The 20758-nt window shown below is 45.4% G+C and carries 21 protein-coding genes; 6 read left to right on the top strand and 15 right to left on the bottom strand.

The window, feature by feature from the left end:
- Positions 1 to 16: 16 nt before the first annotated feature.
- The 6 genes from UJ203_RS12415 to spo0F all read right to left on the bottom strand — a co-directional run bounded on the left by UJ203_RS12415 (position 17) and on the right by spo0F (position 5224).
- Positions 17 to 178, bottom strand: coding sequence for a hypothetical protein (locus UJ203_RS12415; RefSeq protein WP_032731180.1), 162 nt, complete (start codon positions 176 to 178; stop codon positions 17 to 19).
- Between the two features lie 214 nt (positions 179 to 392).
- A complete protein-coding gene (gene glpX / locus UJ203_RS12420) occupies positions 393 to 1358 on the bottom strand; it encodes a class II fructose-bisphosphatase (RefSeq protein WP_044159762.1) in 966 nt (321 codons plus the stop codon).
- A 31-nt stretch (positions 1359 to 1389) separates the two neighbouring features.
- Complete coding sequence (locus tag UJ203_RS12425) at positions 1390 to 2679, bottom strand: UDP-N-acetylglucosamine 1-carboxyvinyltransferase (protein WP_024123187.1); 1290 nt, start codon at positions 2677 to 2679, stop codon at positions 1390 to 1392.
- 376 nt (positions 2680 to 3055) lie between these two features.
- Positions 3056 to 3694, bottom strand: a complete 639-nt coding sequence (gene fsa / locus UJ203_RS12430; protein ID WP_024123188.1) for a fructose-6-phosphate aldolase — start codon at positions 3692 to 3694, stop codon at positions 3056 to 3058.
- 117 nt (positions 3695 to 3811) lie between these two features.
- Positions 3812 to 4669, bottom strand: a complete 858-nt coding sequence (locus tag UJ203_RS12435; RefSeq protein ID WP_024123189.1) for a class II fructose-bisphosphate aldolase — start codon at positions 4667 to 4669, stop codon at positions 3812 to 3814.
- Positions 4670 to 4849: 180 nt separating this feature from the next.
- The gene (spo0F, locus tag UJ203_RS12440; protein ID WP_003227621.1) at positions 4850 to 5224 is read right to left on the bottom strand and encodes a sporulation initiation phosphotransferase Spo0F; all 375 of its coding nucleotides are present in this window, start codon (positions 5222 to 5224) and stop codon (positions 4850 to 4852) included.
- 165 nt (positions 5225 to 5389) lie between these two features.
- Here spo0F and UJ203_RS12445 point away from each other — a divergent pair, with 165 nt between their 5' ends.
- Complete coding sequence (locus UJ203_RS12445) at positions 5390 to 5911, top strand: DUF2529 domain-containing protein (RefSeq protein ID WP_105954113.1); 522 nt, start codon at positions 5390 to 5392, stop codon at positions 5909 to 5911.
- A gap of 82 nt (positions 5912 to 5993) precedes the next feature.
- On the opposite strand, the gene pyrG is transcribed toward UJ203_RS12445, so the two are convergent.
- The 4 genes from pyrG to UJ203_RS12465 all read right to left on the bottom strand — a co-directional run bounded on the left by pyrG (position 5994) and on the right by UJ203_RS12465 (position 11814).
- Complete coding sequence (gene pyrG, locus UJ203_RS12450) at positions 5994 to 7601, bottom strand: glutamine hydrolyzing CTP synthase (protein ID WP_095712807.1); 1608 nt, start codon at positions 7599 to 7601, stop codon at positions 5994 to 5996.
- Positions 7602 to 7844: 243 nt separating this feature from the next.
- Positions 7845 to 8378, bottom strand: a complete 534-nt coding sequence (gene rpoE, locus UJ203_RS12455; RefSeq protein ID WP_024123192.1) for a DNA-directed RNA polymerase subunit delta — start codon at positions 8376 to 8378, stop codon at positions 7845 to 7847.
- A gap of 182 nt (positions 8379 to 8560) precedes the next feature.
- A complete protein-coding gene (gene acdA / locus UJ203_RS12460; RefSeq protein WP_322011163.1) occupies positions 8561 to 9700 on the bottom strand; it encodes an acyl-CoA dehydrogenase AcdA in 1140 nt (379 codons plus the stop codon).
- Positions 9697 to 11814 carry a heterodisulfide reductase-related iron-sulfur binding cluster gene (locus UJ203_RS12465; protein WP_322011165.1) on the bottom strand — a complete coding sequence of 706 codons (2118 nt, stop codon included), beginning with the start codon at positions 11812 to 11814 and terminating at the stop codon, positions 9697 to 9699. Before UJ203_RS12465 ends, acdA begins: the two co-directional genes overlap by 4 nt.
- A 155-nt stretch (positions 11815 to 11969) precedes the next feature.
- Between UJ203_RS12465 and cls (UJ203_RS12470) the strand changes: the two genes are divergently transcribed.
- The 5 genes from cls (UJ203_RS12470) (at position 11970) to UJ203_RS12490 (ending at position 15236) form a co-directional block, all read left to right on the top strand.
- The gene (gene cls, locus UJ203_RS12470) at positions 11970 to 13169 is read left to right on the top strand and encodes a cardiolipin synthase (RefSeq protein ID WP_322011167.1); all 1200 of its coding nucleotides are present in this window, start codon (positions 11970 to 11972) and stop codon (positions 13167 to 13169) included.
- 12 nt (positions 13170 to 13181) lie between these two features.
- A complete protein-coding gene (uvsE, locus tag UJ203_RS12475; RefSeq protein WP_044159776.1) occupies positions 13182 to 14144 on the top strand; it encodes a UV DNA damage repair endonuclease UvsE in 963 nt (320 codons plus the stop codon).
- An 80-nt stretch (positions 14145 to 14224) separates the two neighbouring features.
- Positions 14225 to 14497 (top strand): hypothetical protein, encoded by a 273-nt coding sequence (locus tag UJ203_RS12480; protein WP_010332264.1) that lies wholly within the window; start codon positions 14225 to 14227, stop codon positions 14495 to 14497.
- Positions 14498 to 14639: 142 nt separating this feature from the next.
- The gene (locus UJ203_RS12485; protein ID WP_044159778.1) at positions 14640 to 14846 is read left to right on the top strand and encodes a helix-turn-helix transcriptional regulator; all 207 of its coding nucleotides are present in this window, start codon (positions 14640 to 14642) and stop codon (positions 14844 to 14846) included.
- Between the two features lie 3 nt (positions 14847 to 14849).
- Positions 14850 to 15236 (top strand): DUF3796 domain-containing protein, encoded by a 387-nt coding sequence (locus tag UJ203_RS12490; protein WP_044159779.1) that lies wholly within the window; start codon positions 14850 to 14852, stop codon positions 15234 to 15236.
- A gap of 50 nt (positions 15237 to 15286) precedes the next feature.
- Here the strand turns inward: UJ203_RS12490 and UJ203_RS12495 are convergent, their stop codons facing one another.
- From UJ203_RS12495 to narJ, 5 genes are all read right to left on the bottom strand, one after another.
- On the bottom strand, positions 15287 to 17017 hold the full coding sequence (locus UJ203_RS12495; RefSeq protein WP_322011173.1) for an ABC transporter ATP-binding protein: 1731 nt from the start codon (positions 17015 to 17017) through the stop codon (positions 15287 to 15289).
- A gap of 88 nt (positions 17018 to 17105) precedes the next feature.
- Positions 17106 to 18608, bottom strand: a complete 1503-nt coding sequence (gene cls / locus UJ203_RS12500; RefSeq protein WP_322011175.1) for a cardiolipin synthase — start codon at positions 18606 to 18608, stop codon at positions 17106 to 17108.
- A 104-nt stretch (positions 18609 to 18712) separates the two neighbouring features.
- Entirely contained in the window at positions 18713 to 19342 is a 630-nt protein-coding gene (locus UJ203_RS12505; RefSeq protein WP_322011177.1) for a YitT family protein, read from the bottom strand.
- A 165-nt stretch (positions 19343 to 19507) separates the two neighbouring features.
- Positions 19508 to 20200, bottom strand: a complete 693-nt coding sequence (gene narI / locus UJ203_RS12510; protein WP_059292339.1) for a respiratory nitrate reductase subunit gamma — start codon at positions 20198 to 20200, stop codon at positions 19508 to 19510.
- Positions 20197 to 20751, bottom strand: a complete 555-nt coding sequence (gene narJ, locus UJ203_RS12515) for a nitrate reductase molybdenum cofactor assembly chaperone (RefSeq protein WP_322011180.1) — start codon at positions 20749 to 20751, stop codon at positions 20197 to 20199. Before narJ ends, narI begins: the two co-directional genes overlap by 4 nt.
- Positions 20752 to 20758 lie beyond the last annotated feature (7 nt).

The following is a 20758-nucleotide window of genomic DNA, read 5'->3' on the forward strand; positions in this document are numbered from 1 at the left end:
TTTCATAGTCAATATCTTACTTTACACATGTAATCTGCTGCTTTTGCACAACATCCGCCAAAGCACATTCTTTTTTTAACATAAAGGAACTTCTATCGGTAACACTTCCACCCATGATCGGCGCTTTTGTTAAAAGGATTGTCTTAATGAGTTTTGAAGGAAGCGAGGACAAAAACATGAGAAGATCAATACTTATATCGTCTGTATGCGGTAGAAATTGAAACTTTCCTAGTGCTTAAAAGAAGGAATTACGCAGTTAAAAATCGCAGCACTCTTTATTTTTACCTTATTTCAAACAATTATTCAACTGAAATAAGGTTTTGACACGCAATTGATAGGGTTGTCTCTTTTTTGCAAAAGAAAAGCGGGTCAACACCCGCTTTTTCTCTTTGTTATGGACGGATTACGAGATTTGGTTTTTTCTTCAGGCTGTGTCTGCCGTCAACGAAACGGACAGTTCCTGACTTCGCACGGATGACCAAGCTTTCAGTCGTGCCGACAGACCCTTTGAATTGAACGCCTTTTAACAGCTCGCCATCAGTTACGCCGGTAGCCGCAAAAATCGCGTCATCGCCTCTCACAAGGTCTTCCATACGCAGCACTTTGCTTAAATCAAGGCCCATTTTGTTGCAGCGTATGATTTCTTCCTCGCTTTGCGGAAGAAGTTTACCGATAATTTCTCCGCCCAGCGCTTTTAACGCTACAGCAGATAGGACGCCTTCAGGAGCTCCGCCTGATCCGAACAGGATGTCTACGCCTGTGTGGTCGAAAGCCGTGTTGATGGCGCCTGCGACATCCCCGTCATTGATCAGTTTGATTCTGGCGCCGGCCTCGCGAAGCTCGGAAATGATTTTTTCGTGTCTATCACGGTTTAAAATGGTGGCAACGACGTCCTCGACGTCTTTGTTTTTCGCTTTTGCTACCGCTTTAAGGTTATCAATGACTGGAGCTTCAATATCAATGCAGCCCACTGCTTCCGGACCGACTGCGATTTTCTGCATATACATATCTGGAGCGTTTAAAAGCGTGCCGTGGTCCGCAACTGCAATGACCGTCAGCGCATTCCAGCCGCCGCTTGCCAAAATGTTTGTGCCTTCGAGAGGATCAACGGCGACATCGACACGCGGACCGTACCCGTTTCCGAGTTTTTCCCCGATATAAAGCATCGGCGCTTCGTCCATTTCCCCTTCTCCGATCACAACCGTTCCTTTCATCGGAACTGTATCAAAAACGTCTCTCATTGCGCTTGTTGCTGCTTCATCAGCCTCGTCTTTTTTTCCCCGGCCCATCCATCTTGCAGATGCTAATGCCGCAGCTTCAGTCACACGAACCAATTCCATTGATAAACTTCTTTCCATCTCAACACGATCTCCTCTCGCAAATAACCAATTAAGAATTTTGCAGCTGTTCTATCTCTTCATCAGTCATTCTCTCGCGCCAGATTGTGGCTCCCAGACCCTCGAGTTTTTTCTCAAGGCTGCTGTATCCGCGATCAATATGTTCCAGACCTGTAATTTCCGTGACGCCGTCGGCCATCAGCCCGGCAACCACTAAACAGGCTCCGGCCCGCAGATCGCTCGCCTTGACCTTAGCGCCTTGAAGGTCGACAGGTCCCGTTATGATTGCAGATCTGCCCTCTACCTTCATATTAGCGCCCATTCGTCTCAGCTCATCAATATGCTTGAATCTCGCCGAATAGATGGTGTCAGTCACGACGCTTGTCCCTTTTGCTCTCGTCAAAAGCGCTGTCATCGGCTGCTGCAAATCAGTCGGAAAGCCCGGGTATACTAGGGTTTTTACATCAACCGGCTTTAGGTTTTTCTGCCCGCCGACAATAAGCAGCTGGTCGTCGCTTGTCTCAATGTGAAAGCCCATTTCTCTCAGCTTTGCTGTTAAGGACTCAAGGTGTGTCGGGATTACATTATCGATGATGACCTCTTTGCCCATCGCAGCACCGGCAATCATAAAGGTTCCGGCCTCAATTCTGTCCGGGATGATCGTATGTTTGCAGCCGTGCAGTTCCTTTACGCCATCGATTCGGATTACGTTGGTTCCAGCGCCTTTGATTTTTGCGCCCATGCTGGTGAGCAGTGTCGCGACATCAATAATCTCCGGCTCTTTCGCAGCGTTTTCGATGATGGTTTTCCCTTCTGCCAAAACTGCCGCAAGCATAATGTTAATCGTTGCCCCGACGCTTACGACATCTAAATATATACGTGCGCCTCTCAGCCTTTCAGCGCGCAAATAAATCGCGCCCTGTTCATTGGTCACTTCAGCTCCGAGCGCTTCGAAGCCCTTGATGTGCTGGTCAATCGGACGGGGGCCCAAGTGGCAGCCGCCAGGCAATCCGATGACGGCCTGTTTAAAGCGGCCGAGCATCGCCCCCATTAAATAATACGACGCGCGCAGTTTTTTCACTTTTCCGTTAGGAAGCGGCATGCTGATCATTGATGTGGGGTCTACAATCATATCCCCATTCTCAAAATGCACATTGCCGCCGATTTCCTGTAACAGGTCACGCAGCGTTTCAATATCTGAAATCTCAGGAAGCCCTTCTATTGTCACCTCGGAATTTGCCAAAATGGTTGCTGGTATTAATGCAACAGCACTGTTTTTAGCGCCGCTGATGTGTACTGTACCGTTTAACGAGTCACCGCCGGCAATATTCAACTTTTCCATGATAGTCTCCTTCCATAAGAAGATAGCTGCGGAGCTAAATAAAATGGCATTTTATTCTGTCTCTGCAAATAAAGCTCATGTCCAAAATCTAGCCAATTCGAAGAGAAAGAATACAACACATTGTAAAATATCAGGAAGAAAATAGCGAAGCTTTGCGGGGGCATAGGTTTCAAAAAATCGACAGAGACCCGCCGGCTAAAGAGACATCTTCGTCATCCGGCAAAAGCAGCACGCAACCTTCATTCCGATATCAGCTTCTGCAGCCCAATGATTCCTTCTCTGTAAGCGGCGTGCATCTGAAGGTCCGCTGGATCAGGACGGTGAAAAGCAAAGGCCGCGGCAAACAGACACTACACTCTGTTTGCCGCCGCTTGAATTACTTGTTCCAGTCTGCCAGGAATTGTTCGATTCCTTTGTCTGTTAACGGGTGCTTTGTCAGCTGATAAATGACTTTAAGCGGCATTGTGCCGATATGAGCCCCTCTTAATGCAGCTTCAGTTACATGCTGAGGATGGCGGATTGACGCCGCGATGATTTGCGTATCAAGCCCGTGGATATCAAAAATCTGCTTGACTTCTGAAATCAGGTCAAGCCCGTTATGGCCGATATCATCTAAGCGGCCTAAGAATGGAGATACATATGTAGCGCCCGCTCTTGCAGCAAGAAGCGCTTGGTTTGCATTGAAGATCAATGTGACATTTGTTTTGATGTTTAAGTCAGTAAGTGCTTTTACGGCTTTTAAACCGTCAGCCGTCATCGGGATTTTCACCGTGATGTTCGGAGCGATTTTCGCCAGTTCTTTTCCTTCCTCGATCATTTCCTCAGCTTTCAGAGAAATAACCTCCGCGCTTACAGAGCCCGGAACGACTTCTGTGATTTCACGAAGGCGGTCATGGAATGATACGTTAGCTTCTTTTGCTACTAAACTAGGATTCGTTGTTACACCGGCAAGAACTCCTAATTCATACGCTTCTTTAATCTCATCGATATTGGCTGTATCAATAAAAAATAACATTTACAAAAGCCTCCCTGAGTAAGAATTTTCAGAACTGTGAATATGATTGCGCTTTCTAAAGATAGACGGAAAACCGCCTGTCAAGCTGTCAGGCGGCTATAAAAAGTTCCAATTGAATTAAGCTTGGTTTGAAGAACCAAATTCACGCATTTTACCGATAACAGTTTCTTTAATCGCTTCGCGAGCAGGTCCAAGGTATTTACGAGGATCGTACTCGTCAGGCTTAGCTGCCAACGTTTCGCGAACAGCTTTTGCAGAAGAAATTTGGTTTTCAGTATTTACGTTGATTTTAGCTGTACCAAGTGAGATTGATTTTTTGATGTCTGCAGTCGGAATTCCAGTACCGCCGTGAAGAACGAGCGGAAGACCAGTTGAATTTCCGATCTCTTCCATTTCTTTGAAGCCAAGGTTTGGCTCACCTTTGTAAGGGCCGTGAACAGAACCTAATGCAGGTGCAAGGCAGTCGATGCCAGTGCGCTCAACAAGCTCTTGGCACTCTTTAGGATCAGCGTAGATTACGCCTTCAGCGATAACGTCGTCCTCTTGTCCGCCGACTGTTCCTAGCTCAGCTTCTACAGATACACCGTGGAAATGAGCAAGCTCAACAACTTTAGAAGTTGTTGCTACGTTTTCTTCAAATGGATGGTGAGAAGCGTCGATCATTACAGATGTGAAACCTGCATGAATCGCTTTCGCACAAGATTCAAAGCTTGAACCGTGGTCTAAGTGGATCGCAACAGGAACTGTCACTTTGTACTCTTCCATTAGTGCTTTTACCATAGCTACGACTGTTTTGAAGCCGCCCATGTAGCGTCCCGCACCTTCGGAAACACCAAGGATCACTGGAGATTTTTCTTCTTCAGCTGCTTGTAAAATCGCTTGAGTAAACTCAAGGTTGTTTAAGTTAAATTGTCCTACAGCATAACCTTTTTCTTTAGCTGTATTCAACATTTCCGTCATTGAAACTAAAGGCATGTCGAATGTCCTCCTTATGTAGCCTGATTGTCTTCTAGCGAAAAAAGCTTTCCACCCTAGCATGACCCATAATTTGCTGTCATATGTAAATACTCAGATCGCTTTTTCTCCATAACTAGAATACCAACTTTTCGACAAATCGGCAACACAATGAGCTCATTCAATTGTTTCTTCTTTTTGTCAGTTAGACTTCAGGGGCAGATATTTTTTGACGGCGTCTCTGATTTCGTCGATGTCAAACGGCTTGGCGAAGTGCGTCAATGCGCCCAGTTCCTTTGATTCCTGGATCATATCGAGTTCTCCGTAAGCCGTCATGATGATCACGCGGATGTTTTCGTCAATGACTTTCATCCGTTTTAAAATTTCGATTCCGTCCATGCCGGGAATTTTCATATCCAGAAGGACAAGGTCCGGACGTTCTTTTGTCACAATATCAAGCGCTTGAAGGCCGTTCGCAGCCTGAAATGTCTGATAGCCCTCTTTATTGAACACTTCGTTAAGCAAAATACGTATTCCGTATTGATCATCAACGATTAAAATTTTTTCATTCATCATTTTACACCCCAATATTATGATTTTCGTCAAAAGTAAGCAGTAGTTTATGTATTCTGTTTGATTTTCCTATTTCCTTTAATTATAATAGTCTACTTTACGACATTTTCTGAGCATTTTCTCTTTTGTTGTATACTGTTATTGTACGTTATAAAGGAGGATTCACTTATGTTGAAAATATTTACGACACAGTTAACAGGTATTTTTTCCCGCATTCAGGATAAGGAATCTGACGCGATTGAAGATGGGGCGCGATTGCTTGCTCAAGCGGTGGTCAGCGGACATTCCATATATATATACGGGGCAAATGAGCTTCAGGGCGTCTTATATGAGGCTACCGAAAGCAAAGAGCCGCTTCCTTCCGTCAAATCGTTTCCCGCCAACGCGGATGAAGTCACAGAAAGCGACAGGGTGCTGATGTTTTGCTCAGGGACAGGTACAGATGAAGAACAGGCGCTCGCGAAAGAGCTTTATGAAAAAGGCGCGGGAGTCGTTTGCGTATCGCCGGCAGCCAAAGACAGCGCCGGAATCGAACAATATTGCGATGTGCATATTGATTCGAAGCTGAAAATGCCGCTCGTTCCCGATGAAGACGGCACCCGTTACGGCTTCCCTTCATTAATGACAGCATTGTATGTCTACCATGCTCTATCATTTACATTAAAAGAAATTTTGCAAGAATATGCATAATCATTTATTGTACATGCTGTATCTTGCCGGAAACAAATAAAAAAGACTTGTCCGCTTTTGACAAACGGCAAGTCTTTTTTTATTACTTCTGATTTGCAGCTTCAACAGACGCTCCGATAAAGCCTTTGAATAATGGCTGAGGTCTTGTCGGTCTTGACTTGAACTCTGGGTGGAACTGAGAAGCCACGAACCAAGGATGGTCTTTCAGCTCGATAATTTCAACAAGGCGTCCGTCCGGGCTGGTGCCTGAGAATACGAAGCCTTGGTCTTCCATTTGCTGTCTGAATTCGTTGTTGAATTCATAACGGTGGCGGTGACGCTCGTACACCACTTCATCCTGATACACTTCAAATGCTTTCGTGCCCTCTTCAAGCTTACAAGGGTAAAGGCCGAGACGAAGTGTTCCTCCAAGATCTTCAACATCCTTCTGTTCAGGAAGAAGGTCGATGATCGGGTATTGAGTTGACGGATCAATTTCCGCAGAGTGAGCGCCTTTTAAGCCTAATACGTTTCGGGCATACTCAATAGATGCAACCTGCATGCCTAAGCAAATGCCCAAGAACGGAATCTTGTTTTCGCGCGCATGTTTTGTCGCAATGATTTTACCTTCAACACCGCGGTCACCGAAGCCGCCCGGTACGATAATACCGTCTGTGCCGCTAGTAAGCTCTCCGATGTTGCTTTCTGTTACTTCCTCAGCGTTAATCCATTTCACTTTTACATCTGTGTCAAACGCGTAGCCCGCGTGGCGAAGTGATTCAACGACAGAGATGTAAGCGTCAGGAAGCTCAACATATTTTCCGACAAGTCCGATTGTGGTCGTTTGAGACAGGTTGCTGACTTTGTTTACAAGCTCTTTCCACTCGGACATTTCCGCTTCTTTGCATTCCAGCTGCATGTGCTGGCAAACAAGCTTATCAAGTCCTTGCTTTTGAAGCTCAAGCGGAATGGAATAGAGGTTGTCCGCATCTTCACATTCAATAACCGCTTTTGTATCAATGTCGCAGAATAATGCGATTTTGTCCTTCATATCTTGAGAAATCGGCATTTCTGTACGAACAACGATAATGTTTGGCTGAATGCCCAGGCTTCTTAATTCTTTTACGCTGTGCTGTGTCGGTTTTGTTTTCAGTTCGCCGGCAGCTTTAATGTAAGGCACAAGTGTACAGTGGATGTACATCACGTTTTCACGGCCGATGTCACTCTTCATTTGGCGGATCGCTTCAAGGAATGGCAGAGATTCGATGTCTCCGACAGTACCGCCGATTTCTGTAATCACGACATCCGCGTTTGTTTCTTTACCCGCGCGATATACGCGGTCTTTCAATTCATTTGTGATGTGCGGAATAACCTGCACTGTTCCGCCGAGGTAATCGCCGCGTCGTTCTTTTTTAAGAACTGTTGAATAGATTTTACCTGTTGTTACGTTGCTGAATTTATTCAGGTTGATGTCGATAAAACGCTCATAGTGGCCCAGGTCTAAGTCTGTTTCAGCGCCGTCATCTGTTACGAATACTTCACCGTGCTGGTACGGGCTCATTGTTCCCGGATCGACGTTGATGTATGGATCGAATTTTTGAATGGTGACGTTCAGTCCGCGGTTTTTCAGCAAACGCCCTAATGAAGCTGCTACAATACCCTTTCCAAGTGAGGATACGACTCCCCCGGTTACAAAAATATATTTCGTCATTTCGTTTGCTCCTCTCTTCGCTCTAAGCTACATTTCTTAAAATGTACCGTTTTATAGGAAATCATTTAGCCTTTTAAATGATTTATAAGAAAAATGAGGGGTGAAAATAAGAAAGCTCCCTTTCAATTTCTTGAAAGGGAGCATAACGTTCTATGTTCTCTCTTCGTTTTTGAAGAGCCCAAAATACATACTACATAGTTCGACTATGAAAGTCAAGATCGATTTGAGGATGAAATTCTTTTACTATTTTTTATCCTCATCGCCTTCATCATAGTCATCTTCATCTTCTTCTTCATCGTCATCAATGAGATCATCATCAATTTCGAGCTCGTCTTCGTCGTCATCTTCATCGATATCGTCAAACTCATCAGCATCGAGATCAAGCTCTTCCTCAACCTCAGCCAAATCGAGCTCGTCTTCGTCAACCTCTTCAAATTCATCAAGATCAAGATCTTCTTCAACAGCTTTTTTCGCTTTTTTCTTTTTCGCCTTAACTGTCGGCTGTGTTTCTTCATCAAGCTGATCGTACGGATACCAGCTGCGAAGGCCCCAAGTCTGGTCAGAGAGCGCCAAGAAGCGGCCGTCAATGTTTAAATCTGTATAAAATTGTGCGACGCGGTCTCCAAGCTCTTCTTTTTTTACGCCGAGCAATGATGCAATTTCATTTAAAAGCTCCTGAAACGGAACTGGTTTTTTATGATCTTCAAATAATTCGTGAGCGATTTCAACTAAAGCCATTTCCTTTAGCTGTTCCTGTGAATATTGTTTGATACCCAAGGTCGGACACTCCCTTTCTATTACTTATATGTATCTGTTTTATCAATAATGAAAGCGATATTGTATCGTTCTTATACAAACCATACCTCTCATTATAAACAAAATAAAACAGAATATGCTACCCTTAACAGCGTTAATTTAAATAATTTTACAAGAGTGATCCGACTGATAGATGTTTTGCCTTATTCTGAGAGCATTCTGGAGATAACCAGCCTTTGAATTTCTTGGGTGCCTTCGTAGATTTGCGTAATTTTCGCGTCGCGCATATAGCGTTCAACCGGATAATCCTTCGTATAGCCGTAGCCGCCGAAAATCTGCACAGCTTCGGTCGTCACCTTCATTGCCGTATCCCCTGCCAGCAGTTTGGACATAGCGGAGGCTTTTCCATACGGAAGGCCTGACGATTCCAGCCATGCCGCCTGATAGGTCAGTAGCCTTGAAGCTTCTATCATTGTCGCCATATCTGCAAGTTTAAAAGCTATGCCCTGCTGCTCGGCGATCGATTTGCCGAACTGTTTTCTTTCTTTTGCGTATTGAAGTGCCGCATCAAGCGCTCCCTGAGCGATGCCAACAGCCTGTGCCGCAATGCCGTTTCTTCCTCCGTCAAGCGTCTTCATCGCGATTTTGAAGCCTTCTCCTTCTTCACCGAGACGATTTTCTGCGGGAACGACACAGTCTTCGAAGATGATCTCTGTTGTCGGAGAAGAACGGATGCCTAGTTTCTTTTCTTTCTTGCCTGTCAAAAATCCTTCGAAATCCTTTTCTACAATAAAAGCGGAAATGCCTTTTTTCTTTTTCTCAGCGTCAGTGACTGCAAACACAATATAAATATCAGCGGCGCCGCCGTTTGTAATAAACACTTTTGATCCGTTTAATACATAGTCATCACCGATTCGCTCAGCGGTTGTTTTCATCCCGCCGGCGTCTGAACCGGAGCCCGCTTCAGTCAAAGCGAAAGCCCCGATTTTCTGCCCAAGGGCCAGCTGTGTTAAATACGCTGCCTTTTGTTCTTCTGTGCCAAATGCAAACAGCGGCCAGCCGCAAAGCGAGATATGGGCTGAAAGCGTCACGCCGGTGGAGGCGCAGACTTTTGACAGTTCCTCCACCGCTATGACATAAGCCAGGTAGTCACTTCCGATTCCGCCGTAAGCTTCAGGCCACGGAATCCCCGTTAATCCTAAATCCGCCATTTCCCGAAACAGGTCACGATCAAAGCGTTCTTGTTCGTCACGTTCTGCCGCTGTCGGTGCAACCTCATGCTTCGCAAAATCACGAACCAATTTCCGAATCATTTCGTGTTCTTCTGTTAATGAAAAATTCATCGCTTTTCCCCCATTGTCATATCAGCGCCCAAGACAGATTGAGCCAGAAGCTCCGCGACGTCATACGTTTTGACACGATCTTCCGCTTCTTTTGCCTTTGTGCCGTCCCCAAGCATCGTGAGGCAGTACGGACAGCCGGAGCTGATTACCGACGGATTGACTGCCAGCGCTTGCTCTGTTCTGGCGACATTAATCCTGTTGCCTGACTCTTCCTCCATCCACATCAAGCCTCCGCCAGCTCCGCAGCACATGCCGGTTTCCCGGTTTCTCTCCATTTCAATAAGCCGCACACCCGGAATGGCTTTTAAAATTTCTCTCGGCGGATCATAGACTTCGTTGTACCGTCCCAAGTAGCACGAGTCGTGGAAGGTGATCGTTTCATGAACTGGGTGCTGCGGCTTTAGTTTCCCGCTCTGCACAAGATCGGCCAGCACTTCCGTATGATGATACACTTCGCCTTCAAAGCCGAAATCAGGATATTCGTTTTTAAATAAATTGTATGCGTGCGGATCAATCGTAACGATTTTTTTCACATTATTTTTTTCAAATTCCGAGATATTCTTTTCGGCCAGTTCTTGAAATAAAAATTCATTTCCGAGGCGGCGCGGGGTGTCCCCTGAATTTTTTTCTTTGTTGCCGAGGATCGCAAAGGTCACACCTGCTTGGTTCAGCAGTCTTGCAAAGGAGATGGCGATCTTTTGGCTTCTGTTGTCGTATGAACCCATGGAACCGACCCAAAAAAGATATTCGAATTCTTTTTCCTCTTTTTTTAATTCTTTTACTGTCGGAATATCGGCATCTGGGGCTGCGTCGCGCCAATTTTCACGTTCCTTGCGGTTGAGGCCCCACGGATTTCCCTGCCGCTCAATACTCGTCATCGCCCGCTGTGCGTCACTGTCCATTTTTCCTTCAGTCAGCACGAGATAGCGGCGAAGATCAATGATTTTATCAACATGCTCGTTCATGACGGGGCACTGATCTTCACAGTTCCGGCAAGTGGTGCAGGCCCAAATTTCTTCTTCGGTAATGACATCACCGATTAAGCTCGGACTGTAATCAAGCGCGGCGGCGGCTTCCTGTGATCCGCTCCCTGAGGCAGCCGCAGCCAGCTGGTTCCCTTTCGTATGCCGGAATGCTGCAGCCGGCACCCATGGCGAGCGCGAAGTGACGGCAGCGCCTTTTTCTGTGAGGTGGTCCCTGAGGCGTAAAATTAAATCCATCGGCGACAGCATTTTTCCGGTGCCTGTCGCAGGGCACATATTGGTGCAGCGGCCGCACTCGACACACGCATACAGATCAATCAACTGGGACTGTCTGAAATCCTCAATTTTTCCCGCTCCGTAGCTTTCTTTCGTTTCGTCTGTGAAATCAATTTTTTCGAGCTTTCCGGACGCTTCAAGCCTGTTGAAAAAGACGTTGGCAGGACCGGCAATTAAATGAGCGTGCTTTGACTGCGGCACATACACTAAAAAGCTCAGTAAAAACAACAGATGCACCCACCATGCGATATAGAAAATCACCGCGGCGCCCGTCTCCCCGACGCCGCCAAGCAGAAACGCGATGCCTGAAGCGATCGGCTCGCTCCAAGAAAGCCCGTGATCATGCCAGATCAGATTCATTGCGTTCCCCAGTAAAACCGTCAGCATTAAACCGCCGATAAAAATGAGAACAAGTCCAGATTTAAAGCCTCGTTTCAGCCTGACGAGCTTTTCGATATAGCGTCTGTAAAATGCCCAGCCAACCGCAATTAAGATCAGAAACGTAACGATTTCCTGAAAAAAAGTGAAGGCGGGATAGATCGGGCCAAGCGGCAGATTTCGATCCGGGACCAGCCCTTTGATGATAAAGTCAATCGCTCCGAACTGAACCAATATAAAGCCGTAGAAAAACATGACGTGAATGATGCCGCTTTTCTTATCCTTGAGCAGTTTTTTCTGCCCGAATACATTCACCCATATGGCCTGAAGCCGTTCCTTGATCCGTTTATCGAACTGTTCCTTTTGACCGAGCCTGATATAAGCAAGCCTTGTTTTGACCAAATAGACAAACAAACAAACAGCGTAAGCGGTTACAATCAGAAATAATAATGCATTGACAATGAGAAAGCCGCTCATTCCAATTCCCCCTTTTTACTGATGAAGACCGTGATCCCCTGCCCCAAAATCTGTATAAGATTATCTTTATGATAAATAATGAATGAGTGTTCAGTCAATAATTAAATTCCTGCTGTTCGGGCACACTACCTACAACTACGGAAAGGAGTGCCGGGATGAAGGTATTTTTCGTGATTCTCATCATTGTCATCATACTATTGGCTTTAATCCTGCTGGATATCTTTATGGGCCGCGCCGCACACAGAAAGAAAGCGTACGAGCCTGTTTTTTCAAAAAAGAAAAGTGATATCGAATTGATTCACTGCGGCGCTGATCTTGTTGAACGGATGATGGAAGATATACGCGAAGCCGTCTCTTCCGTTCACGTGATGTTTTTCATTATGAAAAACGATGAGGTCAGCCACAATATGTTCACACTGCTGAAAACAAAAGCCCAGGCCGGCGTATCGGTTTATTTGCTTCTGGATTGGTCGGGCAGCCAAAAAATTAAAAAACCGGCGCTGGAGACAATGAAAAACGCCGGCGTTCACGTTCATTTTCTGAACCGGCCCCGTTTCCCTTATTTCTTTTTTCATATCCAAAAACGAAATCACCGGAAAATTGCTGTGATGGATGGAAAAGTCGGCTATGTCGGCGGGTTTAACATTGGTGAGGAATACCTTGGGAAGAAGGCGAAGTTCGGCAATTGGGAGGATTATCATCTGCGTATGACGGGAGAAGGTGTCCGCGATCTTCAAACACTTTTTACAGCCGACCTGAAACGAAATACCGGATCAGCCGAACTGGGTCCGGATGTTTGGCCTGAGCTTCCCCAAGGGAATATCCCTCATAAGATTTATGCGACTGACGGCTATTCTCTTGAAAAAACGTATTTGGCAAATATCGCACAGGCGAAAGAGCGCATTACGATTTGCACGCCTTATTATATTCCGACTAAACCGCTTCAGCAGGCTTTGGTCAAAGCAAGAAAAAACGGTGTAGACGTTACATTGATTGTGCCGATGAAATCAGATCACCCGCTGGTCAGAGAAGCTGCTTTTACATATTATTCGGACCTGCTGGATGCCGGCTGTCTCATCTACCGTTTTTACCAAGGGTTTTATCATGTGAAAGCCTTGATCATTGACGATCACTTCAGCATGATCGGCACAGCCAATTTTGATCAGCGCAGCCTGTTTTTAAATGAAGAGGTAAACGTTGAAATTGATGATGTTGCATTTACAAAAGAAGTCTATGCCACGATTGAAGAGGATATTAAAAAGTCGGAGCTGCTGACAAAAGAAAATTTCAAAAAACGCACGTTCAGGCAGCGACCGGCGGAATGGCTCGGTAAAGCATTATCTTATTTTCTATAAAGGAGAGTTCCTATGATTTTCAGATTCGGGTTCGTCTCAAATGCGATGAGCCTTTGGGATGCGTCTCCCGCCAAAACACTGACATTCGCCCGTTATTCAAAGCTGCCCGAGAATGAGAGAAAAGAAGCCCTTTTGGCTGTCACGAAAGCCAACTTGCGCAATACCATGAGAACCCTTCACTATATCATCGGCCACGATATTCCATTGTACCGTTTTTCCAGTTCAATTGTGCCGCTGGCCACTCATCCTGACGTGATGTGGGACTTTGTGACGCCGTTTCGCAAGGAGTTCCGTGAGATTGGAGAACTCGTGAAAAGATACAATCTGCGCACAAGCTTTCATCCTAACCAGTTTACCCTGTTTACGAGCCCTAAGGAATCCATTACAGCAAATGCAGTAACCGATATGGCTTATCACTACCGCATGCTTGAAGCGATGGGGATTGCAGACCGCTCAGTTATCAACATCCATATCGGCGGCGCTTACGGAAACAAAGAAAACGCTCTGAAACAATTTCATCACAACATGAAAATGCTGCCGAAAGAGATCAAACAGCGGATGACGCTGGAAAATGACGATAAAACGTACACCACGGAAGAGACGCTTCAGGTCTGTGAACAAGAGAATGTTCCGTTTGTCTTTGATTTTCATCATTTTTACGCAAACTCGGATGATCATGCAGACCTGAATGAAGCACTGCCCCGGATGATCAACACATGGCAGCGGATCGGATTGCAGCCGAAGGTCCATCTTTCCTCTCCAAAATCGGAGCAAGCGGTGCGCAGCCATGCGGAATATGTAGACGCCAACTTCTTGCTGCCGCTTTTGGAGCGCTTCAGACAATGGGGAACCAATATTGATTTTATGATCGAGGCGAAACAGAAGGACAAGGCGCTTCTCCGGCTGATGGATGAACTGAGCTCAATCCGCGGCGTGAAACGGATTGGCGGCGGCACTCTGCAATGGAAATCATAAGTGTGCAAAAACAGGTTTACAGTTTGTACACATTGGGAACATACGCTATATAAGACAAGAATCAATGGAGGAGAAAGAACATGAAAAACATCAAGTCTCTAAAAGTAGCCGCACAGGCATTTACTTTAAGAAATTTGATTCACCTATATAAAATGTGCCATTCCGGAAGCCACGAGGTTTATATTTACTCAAAGAAAACGATGTGCAAAATCAAAAGCTTAATCGAGCTGGAAACGTTCCGTATGGCTCATAACGAAAAAGAATATCTGATTGTGGTTGAAGGAACAAAAGCGTCTCAGCTGGTTGAAAAGTTTCAGAATATGATTGAGCCCGCTGAGAGAGAAGCGCTCTAATTCATCTTACATATAAAAGGGTAGACAACCTTGAGGTTTGTCTATCCTTTTTTCTTTTTTTAAAATGTAAAATACATTTGACATTTTACCCACCATCACTTACGATAAAAATGTAAAATATCTTTTACAAAAAGGAGTATTTATGGAAAACGTTATTAAACAAGCCAGAAAGGAAAAAGGGTTTTCTCAAGAGGAATTGGCCAAGGCATGCGGTGTTTCTCGGCAAACCATTAATGCCATTGAAAATAATAAATATGATCCGAGTTTATCCCTTGCTTTTCAATTGGCCTATTGTTTAGGCGTAACAGTCGATCATTTATTTCGATTCGAAACGGGAGAGGAGACATAGGAAATGAAACGAATGGAACTGTTTAGTTTTTTATTTTTACTCATTGTCACCCTATACTTCGGCGGAACTTTACTGAGCTATATGAAAATTGAAGGCGCCACCATAGGCGTTACTGAATGGTTTTTAATGATTAGTCTACTGGTAGCGTGGGGCCAGTTCTTTACATGGAGAACGAGAAATGAGGTAAAGAAGGATGAAATGGGCAAACAAATCATAAAAAACAGTGCTCATATGAGTTATAATATCGTGATTATCACTTTATTTATTCTTTGGATCATCGATTTCTTTTTTATCAACAACGGTAAAAACTATACTTTATTTATTGCATTGTGCATTGCGTATATCACGTATCCCGTTATTCAGTTTGTGCTGATGAAAAAACAGGTATAAAAGTTTATACATTAAGAGCATGTTCCTGCACAGAACATGCTCTCTCTTTTTTACGATTGTGTCATCAAATCCCCGAACTGTGCATGATGCAGTCTGCTGTAAATACCGCCGGCTTCGATCAGTTCCTGATGCCGCCCTTGTTCCTCGATACCGTTTTTTGTCACGACGACAATTCTGTCCGCGTGTTTGATCGTCGCCAGTCTGTGGGCGATCACCAGCGTCGTGCGCCCCTCCGACAATTCTTGAAGCGCCTTTTGGATCGCCGCTTCTGTTTCTGTATCAAGGGCAGAAGTTGCCTCGTCCAGAATCAGGATAGATGGATTTTTCAAGAACATCCTCGCAATGGAAAGGCGCTGCTTCTGCCCGCCGGAAAGTTTTACGCCGCGTTCTCCGATGACAGTGTCCAATCCATCCGGCATGTGACTGACGAGTTCTTCCAAGTGAGCCTGCTTCACAGCCTGCCAGATTTCCTCTTCTGATGCGTCCAAACGGCCATATGCAATATTCTCTCTCAGTGTGCCCGAGAATAAGAAAACGTCCTGCTGCACAACGCCAATCTGCCCGCGCAAGGAAGACAGCGTCATGTCTTTAGTGCTGATGCCGTCAATGGTAATGTCGCCTTCTGACGCTTCATAAAAGCGCGGAAGCAGACTGCAAAGTGTTGATTTCCCCGCTCCGGACGGACCGACAAACGCTACCGTTTCCCCCGCCCGAATGGTCAGGTTAATGTCATGAAGGACATGTTGATTCTCATCATAGCCAAACGAAACATGCTGATAGCGGATATCACCTTTCAGTCCGGAAACGTCTCTCGCCTCAGGAGAATCCTGAATATCCGGCTCTGTCTCCATCAGTTCCATGTAGCTTTTAAAGCCGGCAATTCCCCGCGGATACATTTCAATAATGGCGTTAATTTTGTCAATCGGCCGAAAAAGGACATTCGTTAATAGCACAAACGCCACAAATTCTCCGTATGACAAGGAGCCTCGGATGACAAACCACGTACCGCACAAGAGGACAAACAGCGTGACAAACCGTGTCAGCATATAGCTGATGGAGCCGTTTTTCGCCATGATTTTATATGATGACAGCTTAGTGATACGGAATCGCTGATTGTTAACAGCGAAGCGCTCTTTTTCAAACGATTCATTGCCGAACGCCTGAACGAGCCGGATGCCGCCGATATTATTTTCTACCCGCGCACTGAAGTCTCCGATATCCTTGTTCAGCGTCGTAAACGCTTTGGTCATTTTTTTATTGAAGTAAAGCGCAAGCCAAATGACAATCGGCATGATCATAAACGTCAGCAATGCCAGCTGCCAGTTGATAAACAGCATAACCCCGAACGCCCCGAGAATCGTCATAATGGCGATGAACAAATCTTCTGGACCGTGATGGGCGACTTCGCCGATGTACATTAAGTCGTTCGTCAGCTTCGACATTAACGTTCCCGTCTTGTTGTTGTCGTAAAATTTGAAGGACAGCTTTTGCAGATGGTCAAATAGCGACTTTCTCATATCGGTTTCGATATTGATTCCGAGCATATGCCCCCAATACGTAACGACATATTGAAGAGCCGAGCTGAGCGCGTAAACCGCGAACAATCCGATTGAGGTCGCGATGATCAGGCCCCAGTCTCTCCCCGGAAGCAAGGTATCAATAAAATAATTGACGATTAAAGGAAAACTCAGCTCCATTAAGCCTCCTGCGATCGCCGAGAAAAAGTCGAGAAAGAACAATGTTTTATATGGTTTATAATACGCAAAAAATTGCCGCAGCACCCTATCTTCCCCCAATGCATTAATAACTGATAAGATTTCTCAATTATACTATACACTGGCTGTTTTGAAAGACAGTATTTCTTTTTTCTTACAGAACACTTGAAAAGAGACGGGCAACTGATTCCTTTGTCCGGTCGGCCATTCCTCTTTTATAAAAGCCGACAGGGCTAAGCTTCTCACTTTCCAGCATATCCTCTTCGAAATGGTCTTCCAGGGTGCGGATCGCTTCGGCATCCGTGAAGAAAACGTTCACTTCAAAATTGAGCTGAAAGCTGCGCATATCCATGTTTGCGGTTCCGACTGAGGCGAGATCGCCGTCAATGATTATCACTTTTTGATGCATGAAGCCTTTTTGATAGGAATACACCTCAATCCCTTCTAGAAGCAGCTCAGGGAAATACGATCTCGACGCGTATTGCGTTAAAAAGCTGTCATTCGTCTCCGGCACCATAATCCGCACCTGAACCCCTTTTGTCGCGGCGGCTTTTAAAGCCGTGCGGATGGATTCATTCGGGACAAAGTAAGGCGTGGCGATCCACACAGATTTCTGCGCTGTAGAAATCATTTCATAGTAGAGGTCACTCATGCTTTCCTTCATGTCAGGCCCTGTCGCGACAATTTGATAAATGCCTCCTCCCTCCACGGGGACTGGCGTATTGTATTCTTTTTGATCAATTAACACTTCATTAGAGACATATTCCCAATCCAGCATAAAGATGGCGTGAAGCGTTTGCACAATTTCTCCTTCCAGCCGCAGATGAGTGTCTCTCCAAAAACCGATAATCGGGTCTCGGCTGATATATTCCTTCCCAACATTCAATCCGCCGACAAAGCCGATTTTTCCGTCTATGATCACGATTTTACGGTGATTTCGAAAATTCAATTTCTGATTGAAGAACCCGTATTTCAGCGGAGAAAAAGGAACGATGTCCACGCCCGCTTTTTTCATTTTCATAATATCTCTACTTGCCAATTTGATGCTGCCCGCAGCGTCATACAAAAAACGCACCTCGACACCCTGACGCGCCTTCTCCATCATAATCTCCATCATGCCGCGGCCAAGCATGTCCGATTTGAACATATAGTATTCGATATGCAGATAAGATTTTGCTTTCCGCATTGCTTTGAAAATATCAGGAAAGGTTTCTTCCCCGTTTTTCAAAACCTTTACCTTGCTTTTCGTGTTGATATTCATATGTGAAGCCCTGATGGAATAGGTAAAAAACCTTTCTTGATTGTCCTTCAATCCGGTCACTTCAGGCGTTTCCTCCATGTCAAACTGCTTTCGAAGCTTCTCCCTGTTGTACATTCGTTTTGTTTTAAACAGCTTTCCTTTTACATAAAGCTGTCCGGAAAACAGATAAAACATGTAGCCCGCGATCGGAAAAAAGACTAGAATATGTATCCATAACAGCGTGTGCTGTGACGTTCGATTTTCAAGGATTAACGAATAAATGCTGAACAAAATAATGCCGGCATAGCAAAGCAATCCTCCGTAAAACTCAAGTCTGGAAACCGGAAAAACCCATATGACGTATGCCCCGATGAGCATGATATATAAAAAGAAAAACTCCAGTCTCCTTTTCAGCATTTGTCCCCTCTCCATTCCAATCCGATTACCTTCGTATTTCCTCTTATTTCTAACCTTTAAACCTTTCTATGAAAAAAGCCTCTCCGCGCACGGGGCGGAAAGGCTTACGAGGAGGCTTCCTGTGATTGGCCGGAAGTAAAGTTCTTGAGCACATCTGGCTTCAGCGAGTAGCTGCTTTTGATTTTATGCTTAAAGAAGCCGACAGCCAATCCCGTGATGGCAATGGACAGGATGGAGCAGAGGCCTTTTTGCAAACCGACGGAAAAAATGCCGGCCAGCACAACGGCGAAATCGAAGGCGAAATTAACCGTCCCCGGATTCCACCCGTATCGCTTTTGCATAAATAAAGCGAGAATATTGGCGCCGCCAAGGGATGCCTGATGATAAAACATGAGCGACAGGCCGAACCCGATCAATGCTCCGCCGCAAATCGCGCCGGCAAACGGGGAAAAAGAGACGGGCGGAAGCCAGTGATCAGCGCTTGTAAAAAGAGTCAGTGCTGTTACTGCAAATAACGTGGATAAAGTGAAGCTGGCACCCATTCTGATAAAAGAGAAGACATAAAACGGGATATTAATCAGAAAGAAGATAATAGCAAACGAGGAATGAAACACGTACGTCAGGCTTAGAGAAAGGCCGGCTGTGCCGCCGGTTAATACATGAGAATGTCTGAGAGTCAGAACCCCGGCGCTAGTGATGAGGCAGGCCGTTAAAATGAGGAACATCCGTTTCATTCTTCACTCTCCTTTTTCGAACTTATTGTTATTTCCAAATACAAAAATATCAGTATTCCTTGCCGCCAAGCAATTGTCTTGTAAGAAAATATCTTAGGTTTTTATTTTTTCCTATAAAGTAAAGAGAAGATGAGAAATCCCCCTTTTTGGCAAAGGGGGATGTTTTTACGGATGCTGTATGTGCTGTTTCGAACGCTTGCGATATACGACATAGCTGCGGGTCAGGTATTTGAGCGGCAGGCTGAACACGTGAACCAATCTCGTAAATGGCCACATGATAAAAATGACGTATCCCATGAGAATATGAAGCTTAAACCATAGCGGAACACTCTCCATTAAAGAAGCGTCCGGCCTCAACAAAAAGATCTGCCTGAACCACGGCCCGACTGTTGTCCGGTAATCGAATCCTTTCGAATCAACGTTGAGAAATGTGGCTGCAACGCCCGAGACCATCACAAACAGCAGCAAAAACAGCGTGAGAAAATCGGAGGGCGAGCTGGTTTTGCGGATTCTTTTATCAAACAGCCTTCTGTATGTCAGGATGAAAAGTCCAATTACTGCAGCAATTCCCGCCGGCAAGCCGACGCCAATCGCCATTTTGTGATACACGTGTTCTGTGATGCCGATTGCACGATATACACCTTCGGGGATGAGAATGCCCATAACGTGTCCGCCGATAACAAACAGCATCCCCCAATGAAAGAGCGTGCTGCCCGCCGCAAGCTTTTTCTTTTCTAACAGTTCGCTTGATTTGGCGGTCCAGCCAAACTGGTCGTGCTGATAGCGGTAAATATGCCCGCCGATAAATATCGTCAATACCATATACGGCATGATGACCCACAGGATCTGCCCGCTCATGTCCGAACAGCTCCTTCGCTGCTTTCACACAAGCCGATTTCCTCAAGTGCGGTAAGCAGTGCATCCAGCAATACGGCATATAAACTTTGGTTTTGATCTAAACGGGATGTCAGCTCCCGCAAATTAGACAGATACTTCTCAAATATGCTCTTTGTTTCCTTCATCTCCGCAATGGCGGCGAATTCCAGCATAAGCGGCAGGTAATCGGGAAGCTCTTTGTCTGTCGGGAGGAAGCCGGATTGCTCATAAGTATTCTTTAACTGCAGCAATTCAATGCCGCGTTCCCTTTGCTCACCTGAGTTAAAGTAGGTGACATACATATTCGTTTTTTTCCCGAAGTCAAACGTGTATACATAATGTTCAATCAGGGCCTGCGGGGAAAAGCATGCTGATGACTTTACAAAGTGAAGCAGTTTCTCCCGGATATGCTGATTTTCGATTTCATTGATCAGATCTTCCCATTCGGGATGTTCCGCTCTCCACTCTTCATCCGGATACGAAAGAAGATAAGAAAGAGCCGAGAATGTGATTTGCCGGTCTGTGGTGTTCATCGTGTTA

Source organism: Bacillus sp. V26 (genome assembly GCF_034296245.1).
GTDB classification, from domain to species: domain Bacteria; phylum Bacillota; class Bacilli; order Bacillales; family Bacillaceae; genus Bacillus; species Bacillus halotolerans.